The 15,078-nt window shown below is 39.9% G+C and carries 13 protein-coding genes and 1 pseudogene; 3 read left to right on the top strand and 11 right to left on the bottom strand.

Annotated features, from left to right (window positions below):
* Positions 1-145: 145 nt before the first annotated feature.
* From panB to FJR05_RS09540, 5 genes and pseudogenes are all read right to left on the bottom strand, one after another.
* Positions 146-919, bottom strand: a complete 774-nt coding sequence (panB, locus tag FJR05_RS09560) for a 3-methyl-2-oxobutanoate hydroxymethyltransferase (RefSeq protein WP_168643880.1) — start codon at positions 917-919, stop codon at positions 146-148.
* Positions 920-1,127: 208 nt separating this feature from the next.
* The gene (locus FJR05_RS09555) at positions 1,128-2,192 is read right to left on the bottom strand and encodes a two-component regulator propeller domain-containing protein (protein ID WP_168643882.1); all 1,065 of its coding nucleotides are present in this window, start codon (positions 2,190-2,192) and stop codon (positions 1,128-1,130) included.
* Positions 2,193-2,596: 404 nt separating this feature from the next.
* Positions 2,597-2,920 (bottom strand): annotated as a pseudogene (locus FJR05_RS09550) (DUF2887 domain-containing protein); the annotation flags it as partial.
* Between the two features lie 4 nt (positions 2,921-2,924).
* A complete protein-coding gene (locus FJR05_RS09545) occupies positions 2,925-3,329 on the bottom strand; it encodes a type II toxin-antitoxin system VapC family toxin (RefSeq protein WP_254446887.1) in 405 nt (134 codons plus the stop codon).
* On the bottom strand, positions 3,317-3,574 hold the full coding sequence (locus tag FJR05_RS09540; protein ID WP_168643879.1) for an AbrB/MazE/SpoVT family DNA-binding domain-containing protein: 258 nt from the start codon (positions 3,572-3,574) through the stop codon (positions 3,317-3,319). Before FJR05_RS09540 ends, FJR05_RS09545 begins: the two co-directional genes overlap by 13 nt.
* A 336-nt stretch (positions 3,575-3,910) precedes the next feature.
* Between FJR05_RS09540 and FJR05_RS09535 the strand changes: the two genes are divergently transcribed.
* The gene (locus tag FJR05_RS09535) at positions 3,911-4,255 is read left to right on the top strand and encodes a hypothetical protein (RefSeq protein ID WP_168643878.1); all 345 of its coding nucleotides are present in this window, start codon (positions 3,911-3,913) and stop codon (positions 4,253-4,255) included.
* On the top strand, positions 4,237-7,242 hold the full coding sequence (locus FJR05_RS09530; RefSeq protein WP_168643877.1) for an SUMF1/EgtB/PvdO family nonheme iron enzyme: 3,006 nt from the start codon (positions 4,237-4,239) through the stop codon (positions 7,240-7,242). Before FJR05_RS09535 ends, FJR05_RS09530 begins: the two co-directional genes overlap by 19 nt.
* A gap of 571 nt (positions 7,243-7,813) precedes the next feature.
* On the opposite strand, the gene FJR05_RS09525 is transcribed toward FJR05_RS09530, so the two are convergent.
* The 6 genes from FJR05_RS09525 to FJR05_RS09500 all read right to left on the bottom strand — a co-directional run bounded on the left by FJR05_RS09525 (position 7,814) and on the right by FJR05_RS09500 (position 12,473).
* Positions 7,814-8,602 (bottom strand): BMC domain-containing protein, encoded by a 789-nt coding sequence (locus tag FJR05_RS09525; RefSeq protein ID WP_168643876.1) that lies wholly within the window; start codon positions 8,600-8,602, stop codon positions 7,814-7,816.
* Positions 8,603-8,702: 100 nt separating this feature from the next.
* Positions 8,703-9,494 carry a transferase gene (locus FJR05_RS09520; RefSeq protein WP_168643875.1) on the bottom strand — a complete coding sequence of 264 codons (792 nt, stop codon included), beginning with the start codon at positions 9,492-9,494 and terminating at the stop codon, positions 8,703-8,705.
* A 162-nt stretch (positions 9,495-9,656) separates the two neighbouring features.
* Positions 9,657-11,306: a ribulose bisphosphate carboxylase small subunit gene (locus FJR05_RS09515; RefSeq protein ID WP_168643874.1), complete on the bottom strand. Its 1,650-nt coding sequence runs from the start codon at positions 11,304-11,306 to the stop codon at positions 9,657-9,659.
* Between the two features lie 108 nt (positions 11,307-11,414).
* Positions 11,415-11,720, bottom strand: coding sequence for a EutN/CcmL family microcompartment protein (locus FJR05_RS09510; RefSeq protein WP_015080436.1), 306 nt, complete (start codon positions 11,718-11,720; stop codon positions 11,415-11,417).
* 6 nt (positions 11,721-11,726) lie between these two features.
* Positions 11,727-12,071: a carbon dioxide-concentrating mechanism protein CcmK gene (locus FJR05_RS09505; protein WP_015080435.1), complete on the bottom strand. Its 345-nt coding sequence runs from the start codon at positions 12,069-12,071 to the stop codon at positions 11,727-11,729.
* 93 nt (positions 12,072-12,164) lie between these two features.
* The gene (locus tag FJR05_RS09500; protein ID WP_027401081.1) at positions 12,165-12,473 is read right to left on the bottom strand and encodes a carbon dioxide-concentrating mechanism protein CcmK; all 309 of its coding nucleotides are present in this window, start codon (positions 12,471-12,473) and stop codon (positions 12,165-12,167) included.
* Between the two features lie 656 nt (positions 12,474-13,129).
* On the opposite strand from FJR05_RS09500, the gene FJR05_RS09495 reads away from it, so the two are divergent.
* Positions 13,130-14,986 carry an NAD(P)H-quinone oxidoreductase subunit F gene (locus FJR05_RS09495; RefSeq protein WP_168643873.1) on the top strand — a complete coding sequence of 619 codons (1,857 nt, stop codon included), beginning with the start codon at positions 13,130-13,132 and terminating at the stop codon, positions 14,984-14,986.
* Positions 14,987-15,078 lie beyond the last annotated feature (92 nt).

Raw genomic sequence — 15,078 nt, 5'->3', positions numbered from 1 at the left:
CTCCTATCCCTGTTACTTCCTAATTCCTTTTTAGTGGGGGAGTGTGAACAGTTACAACGAATTACCTTAGAGAACCAAAAAAGAGTCTATTAGGAGTATAAATAATTTCAATTTCTTACTCTGTGCGCCTCTGCGTGAAACAAACTCATTTAGGAAACTGTCCTTCGCGCACTTCCACAGCGTAATCTTGTACAGCCTTGGTAATTGTTTCTCGCAAATTTGTATAAACTTTGGCGAATGGCGGTTGTTTTTCCGAAAGTCCGAGAATGTCAGAAGTGACCAATACTTGACCATCACAGCTAGAACCTGCACCGATGCCAATAGTAGGAATACGGAGTTTCTGAGTAATTTGCAGTGCTAGTTTTGTGGGAATATGTTCTAATACTATCGCAAAAACCCCAGCTTGTTCGAGAGCGATCGCTTCATTAAAAATTCTCTCTCCTGCTTCCTGGGTTTTTCCCTGTTGTCGTAACCCTAATTGATGAATTGATTGGGGTGTTAAACCCACATGACCCATAACCGGAATCCCCGACTGCACTAACCGAGTAATGGTTTCTACCATCGCGGGATAACCACCTTCTAATTTTACCGCTTGCGCCCCCGTTTCCTTCAACACCCTACCGGCAGAGTGCATAGCTTGAGAAATACTTTCTTGATAAGTCAAAAATGGTAAATCCACCACAACTAGAGCGTTTTTGACCCCACGTCGTACAGCTTTAGCATGATGGATCATTTCATCCAAAGTTATTGGTAAAGTAGTTTCATAACCCAGGACAACGGCAAGAGAATCACCAACTAGGATAAAGTCTACACCAGCTAGATCCAAAAGTTGAGCGATCGCATAATCCCAGGCAGTTAACGCAACAATCGCCCGTCCCTGTTGTTTCCATTGAGTTAATTGTTGGGTAGTAACTGCCATAAAGAATTGATCATTGATAATTGTCAATTGTTAATTGTCAACTGATAATTGTCAATTAAGTAAGTAGGTGGGCGTTAAAAATTGTCGTTGGGGCAAGGGAACAGGGAACAGGGAACAGTTTCAACTATCTGAATATCCTCAATTTTCCATATCCGAGACTATTCTTATATCCTTCTAATTCTTCCTCCTGACTCCTGACTCCTGACTCCTATTTCACATACCGACCAAAACCAAAATGAGGTTGAGCCGTACCCACCGAAGGCATTAACCAAGCTAAACCCTCCGTTGTTCCCACCCATAACTTATTACCAATATCCGGTGCCAAAGTCAAAACTCGACTAGAAGGCAGTCCCGTAACTTGGTCTAATACTGCCCCCGTATATGGATTTAATCGCAGTAGACCATTATTAGTACCCACCCACACACTACCATCCTTAGCAAACCTAACCGATGTCACATTACGTCCACGCAGGGGAGTTACAGACCGTAACACAATACCATTTTTGGGATTAATCACCAACAATTGATTTGGCATACCCGCCCAAATTAACCCCTGGGGACTAATAGCCAAAGTTTGGACAGTTCCCCCCGGTAGATTTTGGATTCTCTTCATCAGTAAAGCACTGGAAGTATTCACCTTAACGATTCCATCCAGCGTCCCCACCCACAACTGACCGTCAGCATCTAAAGTCATTGCATTAACACTGACACCGGGCATATTTTTAACCGTTGTCATAATTAAACCTTGGTCGGGACTAACCAAAGTCAACCCAGCATCAGTTCCTACCCACAAATAGCCGCGTTTGTCAAGTAACAGTGATAATACTCGTTTAGAAGGTAATAATAAATTCTGGGCTGTAATTTGACTGGTTTGGGGGTCTACCCTCGTTAAACCTTGATTATTTCCCACCCATAAACGCCCTACCTTATCTTGAACTAAAGCGCTAATGGCAATATTTGGTAAACTCACACGAGAAATAACCCTACCTGTATTGGGGTTAATCCGTGATAATCCGCGCCACGAACCTACCCACAGATTACCAGTAAAATCCCCCAATAAATTACTAATGCGATAATCCACAGGTGTTTCTCCCTGTTGTAATTGTCTCTCAGTGGGTAAAGGTTTAATTCGTTCTGGTGGTGGTGCGACTTCATAAATAGGAGTAGATTTGGGTTGATTCAGACTGGGATTTTTGTCTGTATTCTCAACAGTTTGGGCTGTAGCTGGTGTAACCATGCTTGGCAAAGCTACTAATCCCAACAAAGCGGACATTATCAATAATTTAGTATGCTTGTGAAATAAAGTCACGGTGATATTCCTGCTGATAGAAGTATCCGATTAATGACTTAAAGTAGCATAAAAAGTTTTTGGCATAGATAGAAAAAATAACAGCTTAAGCACTAACACGAAATACAGCACTCTCTAGTATTATAAAGCACAAACATTCATAATAAAACTTTTGTAGTGCAGAAGAATCTTGCCAGCTAAAATTGTCCCTCACCGTAGTTGAAACTGTCCCATAATAAAAAATGTTATAGTGCTATGTACTTGAATGAGATACAGTCAGCAAATCATCAAGCCTGTAGGGGCGCAGGGCCTGCGCCCTCGATTATATTGAATCAAGCGTGATTACCGCTATATATAAGCTTGTAAGTATACTATTATCGCAGTAAGTATTATTTGTCCTTCATGTTGATATTCTGTTGTTGGATAATCTGGCTAATTTCTGCCAAACTTAAATTTAAAACTTGTGCGATTTGTTCTCTAGTTAAACCCAATGCTATCAAACCAGGAACTGCGTCTAATTTAGCCTTGCGTTCACCCTCTTCTTTTGCTTCTTGATAAAATCGGGTTTGTTTTAACTCACTTAATCCAAACATGGCTTCTATTTCCTCCCTATTCATTCTTGGAAACTTGTAAATTAAAATCGTCTCGATGATTTGTAATACCTGTTGCTGTTGAAATTGAGAATCTATCTTTTGTTTAGTTCTAATGATAACAAATTTACAAATCAGGCTTTTTTACTATTGAATTAGATAAACTTTGAGATTTTTTAATAAATCTTTCATCAAAAGTATAAAACTCCAAACAATGATTACTAGAAGCTAAATGAAAAGCATCTGCAAAATCAATACCATTTTCATGCCATTCAATAACTTGTAAAATTAGCTTTTCATTAGTTAAATAAACATTAGGTAAACCAAAAACCTTTCTAAAAGCCTGACAAATTTCTAAAGATTTAAACTTGTAAGCAAACCTTAAAACCCATTCAGTTTCCAAGATGACAGTATCAGCAATAAAAATATTTTTATTTTTGAATAATGCTAAACTTTGTTGATACTGTAGCTCATCATCTTCGGTAATAAATCTAACGACAATGTTAGTATCAATAGCAATCATTGATTCCATAATTCTTCTATTCCCTGTGCTACCGCTTGTTCCATCTCTTCAATTGTTTTGGCTTCTCCTTGATAATTCAAACAACCAGCAGCATCATCTAATTTTGTTTCTGGAAAAGTTTTTTTAGGCTTTAATAAAATTCCATCACCTAAATTAATTATTATTAATTCCTGTCCATCTTGCCAATGATACTGATCTCTTAAAACTTGGGGAATAGTAATTTGACCTTGAGTTGATAGTTTAGTAATTTCCATTGAAATAATTTTCCACTATTTATGGTAATCCAATTTTAACATATATTCATATCTATATTAGTCAACCAGTTCAAAAAATATGCTGGGTATTCTTGAAATAATTGGTAAAATATGGTGTCTGTTTTCATTTTAAAAAGTTGTTTTCAGCGATATCCTATTTAAGTTGTCAACTAATTCATGAAGCTAGGCAACAGGAGACTTCTTAGGGTTATTTTTTTGACATCGGCTATAAATCAGTGAAGATTTGTTTACAAGTGGTAATATTTAGCGATACAGTTGGTAGCATCTCGTATTAAAAGAGCTAATCCTCAAACAACAAAATTTTTAGAAGTATAAATGAGTGAAATTCCTCTCTGTAGTATATTGATTTCATCCCAACTACCCCCAGATGAAATAGAGTCTTTAGAAACATCACTATCTCTAAGTTCACTCAAGGTACAAAAGTCACCAAACCGCGTATTGGGTGTAGATGACATTGTTTTGCTCATTACAGTAGCTTCAGCGACAGCACAGTTGATGGATTACAGTATCAAAGCTGCTAAGTCTATCAATAATTGGCGGCAAAAATTGCGAGAAAAAGGGATAGAACCAAAAGGCAAGTTACAACACCCAAAACGTCCTTATCTTGACTTAAGAACCGCTACTGATGAAGAAATAGAAGCATGGTTGTCTCACAAGTAGCTGTAAAAACCCCCCTTAATCCTGGGGTAGAAAAACCCTCCAAACAAGATAATTCCTTCAGTAATCAAATTCTCATCCTGTTTTCAGCCCCTTTACTGAATGAAGATTTATCACCAGTAGAGAATTTATCAATTCAGCAAGAAATTGATGCCATAGCTTCAGTATTAGAGGATATATCTCATCCTCTAGCAGTGGAAATAGTGGTGAAAGTAGCTACTTCACAAACATTACAAGATGTATTTTCTACTCGCGTTAAACCACTAATTATTCACTTTATTGGTCATGGAATGAGAGAGGGGGATAGTACAGCCCTAGTGTTAGAAGATGAGGTAGGAATGACTCGTTCTTTTAGTGAAGAAGAGTTAGAAATTGCTTTATCAAATCAGAAACAAGCACCCTGTCAATTAGCATTATTAAATGCTTGTCATTCAGAAAAATTAGCTCAGGCTTTTGTCAAAGCTGGAGTATCTCATGTAATTGGAGTAGACGCTGAAGATAAGATTTTAGATGTTGCAGCCCGATGTTTTTCTAGACGACTTTATCAAGCATTATTCAATCAAGATAATATTGCTAATGCTTTTTTAGTGAGTCGTAATGCAGTGAAACTTGATGATAAATTAAAAACAATATTTAACTCTGAAACTTTTCAGCCAGGAGTTAATTTTGATGAAGCTTTTAAATTTCGATTATTACCCCAATCTTCCCACAATCAATCACTGATTATAGAACCAGCCGATTCTCACAGTGTTATCTATCCTCAGTGGTCAAATACTAATATTCCCCCTGATAATCCCAACTTTGTAGGACGCAAAAAAGAAATACATCAAGTAATTAAAGCACTGGTAGAGTCGGATAATAAACGTTGTATAGCCCTACATGGTATGGGAGGAATAGGTAAAACGTCCTTAGCTTATGCCATTGGTCAGTGGTTACATGAACGAAATCGCTACAAAGATGGAGTTTGGTTTATTAGTTTACGAGATACTGATTCTGTAGGGACGCTAATTACGAAAATCAAACAGAGTCTTGAATTGAGTAGTTTTGCTTTAGAAAAAGAATTAAAGAATAGTCGAGTGTTTTTAATTCTCGATGATTTGGATAGATTAATTGAAAAAGAATCCAATGAACTAATTGAACTTTTGAACTCGCTTTTAGAACAATGTCCTAAATTAAGAATGTTGTTAACTTCCCGTGATTCTCTAGCAGGAGATATTCTTTATTGTCATCAAGAAGAAGTTTATAGCATGGGAGTATCAGAAACAAGAGAGATATTTAAAAAGTATGCTCCACCGCAAGCACAATGGGGTAATGATAATTTGCTAGAAGATTTTAATCTTTTAGTTAAGTTTTTAGATGGTTATCCGTTACCCATTAAATTAGCAGCATCTTATATGGCAGAAACTAAATCTACTCTCAAGATGCTGTGTGAAGACTTGATAGATGAACCTCTGGAAGTTCTCACTTCTTATTCTCCTCAAGAAAGAAAAGAAAGAAGTCTGCGGATAACTTTAGATCGTTCCTTTGAAATGTTATCGGTAGAAGGACAAGATATATTTCCTTTATTGGCTTTCTTTCCTAGTGGCTTGAGTCGAGATTTAGCTAGGGCTATTTGGGGTAGAAGTGGAAATAAGGCTTTGTTAGAATTATTCAAGTTTTCTATGGGAGAATTGTCTCCTACTGCATCTGATTGGAGAGTAAATTTACCAGAGCCTGCCCGTACTTATGCAGAAAGTAAATTGCAAAAAGGGAGAGGAATTGAATATATTGCTCCTAAAGTTTTGGATTTCTATTATAGAATTTTTTGTGAAACAGTTATCAATATTTTTGGTAATAAAAATGATAAGAAGGCAAGTCAGTTACTTCTACAAGAAAACTCAAATTTAATCTTGTTTCTGGAATGGGGTTATGAACATGAAATGAGTTCAGATACAATCTGTCACAGTGCGAGAATTACAGCTTTATTAAGTGATTATTGGCGTTGGATTGAAGCGAATCAAGATCCTTTAAAAAGATTAGATTTAGCTTTAGCCGCAGCCGAAAGAAATCAGGATAAAGAGGGAGAAGATTTAGTTAAAAATATGATTACTGCTTTTTCTTCTAAGGGAGAATTTAAAGATGTTCCATCTTTGGGAAAAGAACGTGATGAGCTAAAGTCCTTTGAGTTTGAAACTGTCACTGTCAACTATCGCGGCAAAATCATTAAACGAGAAACCAACCAAGCCCAATACTTTAACAAAAACTTAAATAAAGGTATCACCTTAGAAATGGTTGTTATTCCCAGTGGTAGATTTATGATGGGTTCAGTAGAAGGATATAACGATGAAAAACCTCAACATGAAGTAACTGTTCAATCCTTTTTTATGGGTAAGTACTCAGTCACACAAGCACAGTGGAAAGCCGTAGCCAAACTACCCACAGTTGACCGCGAATTAAAACCAGAACCATCATACTTTAAAGGAGACAACCGACCAGTAGAGCGTGTTTCCTGGTATGATGCGGTTGAGTTTTGCTTACGCCTCTCCAAATACACAGGCAAAAGCTACCGTCTACCCAGTGAAGCAGAATGGGAATATGCTTGTCGAGCCGGTACTACTACACCATTTCACTTTGGTGAGACAATTACAACAGATTTGGCTAACTATAATGGTGATTACACTTATGGCGATGGTGTTAAAGGAATTTACAGAGTAGAAACAACAAAAGTAGGTAGTTTTGGACTAGCTAATAATTTTGGATTATACGATATGCACGGTAATGTATGGGAGTGGTGTCAAGACCATTGGCATAATATTTATGAAGGTGCGCCTATAGATGGGAACGAATGGCAAGATATTGATAAGAGTAATAACAAATATATCCTGCGCGGCGGTTCTTGGGGTAACTTTTCTGGGGATTGCCGTTCGGCTTGTCGCTACCTCAGCCTTGCGGATTACGGTTACACCTTCGTCGGTTTTCGGGTTGTGTGTTCCCCAGCATGGACTCTATAACCCTTTATACTTTTGCTCTTCTTTCCTTTACCCTTGGGAGCGTAGCGAGTAAAATTTTTTGGCAAAAAAGACTAACTTACTAATTACTCCCGGTTCGCCTATTTTAAATTGAGTTAGAAAAAACCTGAACGATTTAATAGGGTTTTAGCCTGTAATTCAAATGTACTATGACGTAGGCGATCGCATAAAAATAGAGTTTTTAGCACCGAGTGGTAGTTCAAGCTAAATTTCGGGAAATCGCTAAAACCATTACGAAACCTAGACTTTCTGTTTTTTGGGCAATTTCTCGAACTCCAAAAAAAATGAGCGAACCGGGAGTAATTATTTAAAAAACATACAATTTAATAAATCCGCACAAATGCAAGATGCTAGGACTTACGCATTGACAGGAAATACCAAATAGGGGGTATGACTTGCAGGGATTTAAACCCGATTTTCCGATGATTTTTTAGCGAACTGCTTGCAGCAGCGCTTCGCTATCGCTATTTATATAGACTTCATCCGCAAAACCTGAAACGACCAAATATCGTTCATACACATGATGGTTAATTTGTACTTATTCCCTGTGATATTATTCATCATTCCAAATTTCTTCCTTCACTCTCACAGGCAGTTTTGCCAAATCAGGCAACTCTACCGCTTCCACATCTGTTATTTTATCTTTAATATTAATAGGTATATTAATTGGTTGGCGTTCTTCCATCCAGCAACTAGCCACAGGCAAAGTTTCCTCCAACTCATCTAATGGCCGAGGAATCACCATTACGGCATTTAACTCACCAATACGTTCCGCTTCAAACATCCCTGCTTCCACAGCTACGGCTACATTAGCCACAGAACCGCGAATAATTGCCGTACACAAACCAGCACCAATCTTTTCATAAGATGCTAACTGGACATCAGCAGCTTTAAGCATGGCATCACAAGCACCCACCATAGCTGGAAATCCGCGAGTTTCCACCAACCCAATCGCTTGATTACTCAAACGGCTGTATCCACCACCATCTCCCATAAATCGAGTCAGACGGTTAATAGGTAGAATTATATCTAAATTAGGATAAGGACGCGCAATCACCAAACTAGAAACCAACTGGCCAAACTGTTCAGCCGTTTGTACACCAGCTTCTACAGCCAAACGGACATCAGCAATACCACCTCGGACAATTGCTGTACAATGACCACTACCAATTTTTTCATAGCCAACTAAGTGGACTCCAGCCGACTTTAACATCATGTCAGCCGTGCCAACTATAGCGGGGAAACTGAGGGTTGATACCATACCCAAAGCAGTATCTTTGAGGCTATCACGGCGACGTGGTGCATGAATGGTACTCAAAGCGTGTTGATTAGATGTTTCCATTTAAATTTTCCAGGATAAGGTTCGTATAGCGTCTTCAATCAAAAAAGAAGGAAAACTAGCATTTCAATATGGACTTAAGTTCACACTTCATACTTAACACTTAACCTGAAGAATTGTGAGAGTTTTCGTTACCCAAGGATTGTCTATGGGGAAATAATGTACTCAGCAGCCTATTTATGCTACCTTGTCCATAGATTTGCGTACCAAAAATGTTTTGAGCTTCTAGATCAGACTCGCCAGGTTCTAAGTCTTCAGAAGTAGGTTCTGTAGACTCTGGGAGCGGAGTTTCAACGGGGGTCGAATCACTAGCCACAGCCGTTTCTGACTCTGGTGGAGACTGGCTTTTCGGTGTAGGTGAAGGTGGTGATACAGGCGTAGATTGGTGTTTAAACTCCAGAAAAGCCGCAACCGAGAGTTGAGTTGAGGAAAATACTTTTTCCTGTTCCTCTGGTTGAGAATGAGGAGATTCTAGTTTTTCGGCTGATTTCTCTGGTTGAGAATTAGTAGATTCTGGTTGTACCGCTGACGGTTCAACAATCTGCCGACTAGTATCTCCCAAAATTGAACCAGAGGGAATCACTTGTCCTGGTGCGACGGAACAGTTAAAAACCGTTGTTGCTGCACCAATACAAGCATTAGCCCCAATTTTGCCTTCACCAACCATCAAGAAACCGGCTCCCAAGTTTGCTCCTGCTTCTATTTCTAAAAGACCCTCACTTACTTGGAGAATTGACCCCATACCCAGACATACTCCAGCCCCAATTACAATTGTACTATTAGTAGCTGCTTGCAGAATTACCCCAGGAGCTATGACTGCACTGGGATGAATAATTACGTCACCATGAATATGAGCATCAAATCTATCGCCCAGGCGTAGCAGCGATACAGACATGGAATTTATTACCTCGGAAGCCGGAAATGGACGATTTGTCAGTGGTCAGTTGTCAGTGGTCAGTAGTTAGTTGTCAGTTGTTAGTGGTCAGTGGTCAGTTGTCAGAAAGAAGAAGGAAGAAAATTTCTCCCCTACTTCCCCTACTTCCTGCCCTCTGCCTCTTTATGGACGTTGGATAATTGCTTCTAATACGCGGCGTTTGGCTTTGGGGTCAGTCCCAACTAAACGCACATATTCGCCTGGGTATTCAGAGACATATCCTTCTAAAGCAGCGATCGCTTCTCTTTCAGATGTAGCCTGAATTTGACCCGCAACTGTCCAAGTACCTGTACGGAAACGGCGTTGATCTACGTGTTCTACTGCAATTTTTGCTCCACTGGATAACAGTTGGCGCAATTGACCTACTATTTCCGCAGTTAAAGTGCCACTGCTAACTGTTGCAGTTGCAGAACTTGTACTGGTAAATGATTTGCTGCTACCAGAAGATGCTACTTGTCCATTTGGTCTTTGGATAATTGCTTCTAAAACACGGCGTTTGGCTTTGGTGTCAATCCCAATCAAACGTACATACTCACCTTGGTGTATTCCGATACATTCTTCCAAGGCAGAAACAACTGCCTGAGTGGAATTAGATTGAATGGGTTCACAACTGTTCCAAGAACCTGTACGGAAGCGACGTTCATCTACGTGTTCTGTGCCAATTTTGTAACCACCAGCCAAAAGTTGACGGATTTGATCTACAGTTTCCGCACTCAATTTGGCACTACCAATACCGTTACCATTGCCATTGCCGTTGTAACTGCCAGCAGATGCCGCAGCAGGGGCTTTAAAGCTAGATGTACCAGCAACAACACCTTCAGGACGTTGAACGATAGTTTCTAATACCCGTCTTCTATTATTGTCAATACCAAAGAGACGCACATATTCGCCACTGTGGTCTCTCAAACAAGACTCTACAGCCGCAACAGCTTCACCTAAAGACCGAGTTGCAATTGCTTGACAACTTTGCCAAGAACCTGTCCGAAAACGTCTTTGGTCAACGTGTTCTGTCCCAATTTTAAATCCTTGTTCTAGTAGATAACGTAATTGATCTACTGTTTCTGCACCCAAGCTATAGCTCACCACGTCACTACTCCTTTCAAACTCTTCAACTTCAATACTTGTATAAGATTTAGCACCGGAAAGATTGAGTTCATCCCGAATGGGCGCAATACACTTGCTATCCGCAGCACAGTGATAACCAGCCCGTAAAGCCTGATTAATCCCTACTACATGGTGAGCAAATTCTTGATCCTGCACTTGGACATCTGGCAATCTATCCGCTTGCTGCTGGGTCGTAATTATTGATCCAGAAGCTACGTATTTACCCGGTGGTATTTCCACATCTTGAATTAAGGCGTGCATCATCACAATGCAGCCATTACCTACCTTGGCATTAAATACCGTAGAACGAAAGCCAATAAAACAACTATCGCCAACGTAAGCAGGTCCATGAATCAGTGCCATGTGGGTAATGGAGGCACTTTTTCCAACCCATACTGAGTATTCTTTACCATCATCACCAATGACTCGGCCTTGCTCCAACCCATGAATAACGACACCATCTTGAATATTAGTATTTTCACTAATACAAAAAGGTGTACCTTCATCTGCTCTAATTGCAGTCCCTGGAGCAACGATGACATTTGCGCCTATATTGACATCACCAATGAGGTTACAAGAAGAGTGGACAAATGCAGTTTCATGAATTTTTGGTTCTGCTAAACTCCTTGACCATGGGGTTGGGGGTGCCGCCGTGCTGCGGACTACCATTGCGAGATTCCTCCTGAAATAAGCTTTTTGTCAGTGGTTATTGGTCATTGGTCATTGGTAAGTTTTCACCCATTACCCATCACCTATTACCCATTACCTCTTCCCTGACTATCTATACTGGTCTTTTTTGCTGTAAATTACACGATCTTCAACGTAAATGGTGTCTATAATTGCCACTACTGCTGCGTCTAAGGGTCGTTGTTCATTACCGGATAATTGACGAGCAGCACTGCCACGACTGACAAGTACCCACTCATCTACTCCTGCCCCTACACTGTTATCGGCGGCTACCTCGTATACTGGCAGGAGATTGCCATTTTCATCTATTAATTGCAACATTAGTAGCTTCACACCCCGCAGACTGGGATCTTTTTGGGTGCTAGTTACTGTGCCACGAACTCTGGCAATTTGCATTATTAATTATGGTCTTCTACCGAAAGGGCGGATTGTGTTAACACCTTCCCGGAATTGTTCTACATCTTCGGTATAACGAATAGGGAGAACATACTCCAAGTTTTCGTGGGGACGAGCAATGATGTGAGTGGATAGCACTTGTCCACCGTTAACGCGCTTAACTGATTCTACTCCAGCACCTACGGAAGCTTGAACTTCGGAAACATCACCACGCACGATAACGGTTACGCGACCACTACCAATTTTTTCATAACCAACTAAGGTAACACGGGCGGCTTTTACCATCGCATCAGCAGCTTCTACTACGGCGGGAAAGCCTAGAGTCTCTACCATTCCTACTGCAATTGACATTTGTTTTTGTCCTTAAATTAAATTTTTACTTGTACCAGATTTAAACTCAAGCCAGCAACCCTGTTAATGTTTTTCGTTTAAACAGTAATTAGACTAAGCACGGAACTGTTCTACAGCTTCTGTATAACGAATTGGCAAGACATATTCTAGGTTTTCATGAGGACGAGCAATGATGTGGGTAGATACCACTTCACCACCGTTTACTCTTTTAGCTGCTTCAATGCCGGCTGCTACTGAAGCTTGAACTTCAGAAACATCTCCTCTCACAATAACTGTAACGCGAGCGCTACCAATTTTTTCATATCCTACTAAAGTCACACGGGCGGCCTTCACCATTGCGTCCGCAGCTTCTACTACTGCGGGAAAGCCTTTAGTTTCAATCATTCCAACTGCAATTGGCATCGCAGAACTCCTCAAAATTTAATCGAATTAGAACTGTGGGTGGAAATTTTGGACGGGGATGCTCATCCTGATCCGAAAATACCGCCACATTTAAGCTTATGAAAGATTGGCATCCCTGGCAACATAAATTACTATAATAGTTTGTAATAAAATATATTAAAAAAAGTTAACAAAAGTTCATACGGTCTTTTATGAGATTAAAGTTCACTGATCCCTAGAGTGACAACTTATGCTTTATAATTTCTTTATCACTTTGAGAATTACTATAGTTCATAGCCTGGGCTAATTCTTTGATGAGAAGGATTGGTGAGTGCTATATATGGGACGGACGGGCTACTGGCTATATCTTTCCTGTGATTCGCTATTGCCATAAACAGTGGGTGAAAATCTGCAAATTTTACCAACGTACTTAAAAAACCAATTTAAAAAAAGCAGAAAAATAAAAAATGTTGTTCAAAAATTATTAGCATATCTAAGATGTTAAATTATATTTAATGGCTCGACAATAGGCTAATCTAAAGTAAATGTGCTTAGGCATATTGAGCTAAAAAAAGTTAAGAAAACATAGATTTTCTCAAAGATATTGTTTTTTGAGCAAATGATTATTTAAAGGCTGTTTAAGAGAATCGGGAAGATGTTGTCAAGGAAAATATTAAATGAATGAGTTTCTATTTTTAACAAGTTGGTTCGTACCTCTTTATAGCTTACTAGGGGCAATTTTAACGTTGCCTTGGAGTATAGGAATCATCCAGCGTACGGGGCCTAGACCTGCGGCTTACTTGAACTTATTGACTACCATCTTAGGTTTTGTCCATAGTTTATTAGTATTTAAAGATATCTGGAATCGAGAACAGGAGAATTTAGTAATTACTTGGTTTCAAGCTGCTGATTTTCAATTGTCTTTTGCTTTGGAAATTTCTGTGGTCAGTGTTGGGGCGACAGTTTTAATTACTGGATTAAGTCTGTTGGCGCAAATTTACGCACTCGGCTACATGGAAAAAGATTGGTCTTTAGCCAGATTTTTTGGTTTAGTCGGATTTTTTGAAGCTGCTTTGAGTGGTCTAGCAATTAGTGATTCTTTGTTTCTTAGCTATGCTTTGTTGGAAGTTCTCACCCTTTCGACCTATTTACTGGTGGGATTTTGGTATGCTCAACCGTTGGTAGTGACGGCGGCGCGAGATGCTTTTTTGACGAAGCGGGTAGGTGATTTGCTGCTGTTAATGGCTGTGGTGACTCTTTCTACTTTGGCAGGTAGCTTAAACTTTTCGGATTTGTATGAGTGGGCGCAAACGGCTGATTTAAACCCTGTAACAGCAACTTTACTCTGTTTGGGTTTAATTGCCGGGCCTGCTGGTAAGTGCGCTCAATTTCCCCTGCATTTGTGGTTAGATGAGGCAATGGAGGGACCTAATCCGGCTTCGGTGATGCGAAATTCGTTGGTGGTCGGTGGGGGTGCTTATTTCCTCTATAAAGTTCAACCATTATTATATTTGTCCCCCTTTGCTTTAAATACTTTAGTGGTTGTGGGGATTATGACAGCGGTGGGGGCGACATTGGTATCTCTGGCTCAAATTGATATTAAGCGATCGCTCTCCCATTCCACCAGTGCTTACATGGGATTGGTATTTTTGGCGGTAGGTTTGGAACAGGGTGGAGTGGCGTTAATGTTACTTCTGAGTCATGCTATTGCCAAAGCCTTATTATTCATGAGTTCTGGTTCAGTTATCTACACTACCCAAACTCAAGACTTGACAGAAATGGGGGGTTTGTGGTCAAAAATGCCAGCTACAACTACGGCTTTTGTCGTTGGTTCGGCAGGTATGGTGACACTACTACCACTAGGCAGTTTTTGGGCAATGTTAGCATGGGCTGATGGCTTAGTGAAGATTAGCCCTTGGGTAATTGTGGTTTTAATCTTAGTTAATGGCTTAACGGCTTTGAATTTAACGAGGGTATTCCGGTTAGTTTTTTGGGGACCACCGCAACCAAAAACTCGCCGCGCTCCAGAAGTTGGTTGGTCAATGGCGTTGCCAATGGTGACTCTAACTATCCTAACACTATTGTTACCCCTAATGCTACAGCAATGGTATTTATTACCTAGCTGGGAAAGCCTCGATTGGTATGTGGTGGGATCTTTAGTAGCTTCTACCATTTTTGGGGTGACTATTGGCGCAACAATTCATCTGCACAAGGCTTGGTCAAGATCGAGAATTTTGGTTTGGAGATTTATCCAAGACTTATTAGGCTATGATTTTTACATAGACCGGATTTATCGCTTAACGATTGTAAGTGCTGTGGAGCTGTTATCTCGGATATCCGCGTGGAGCGATCGCTTTTTGGTAGATGGTCTAGTCAACTTAGTCGGCTTTGCGGCGATTTTTAGCGGACAAAGTTTAAAATACAGCATTTCTGGTCAATCTCAAGGCTATATGCTAACAATCCTCATCGTGATTAGCATCCTGGGTTTTGCCATTAGTTTCTCATTAGGTTTATTCGATAAATTGCCTTTTTAGGTAGTGGGTAATTGGTAATGGGTGATTGGTAATATTCTTCTCCTACCTCCCCAGGGCGGATTGTGTTAACACCTTCCCGGAATTGTTCTACA

Origin of the sequence: Dolichospermum sp. UHCC 0259 (assembly GCF_009711935.1) — a bacterium.
In the GTDB taxonomy this organism is placed as follows: domain Bacteria; phylum Cyanobacteriota; class Cyanobacteriia; order Cyanobacteriales; family Nostocaceae; genus Dolichospermum.
This window is presented reverse-complemented; position numbering and strand designations above follow the sequence as displayed.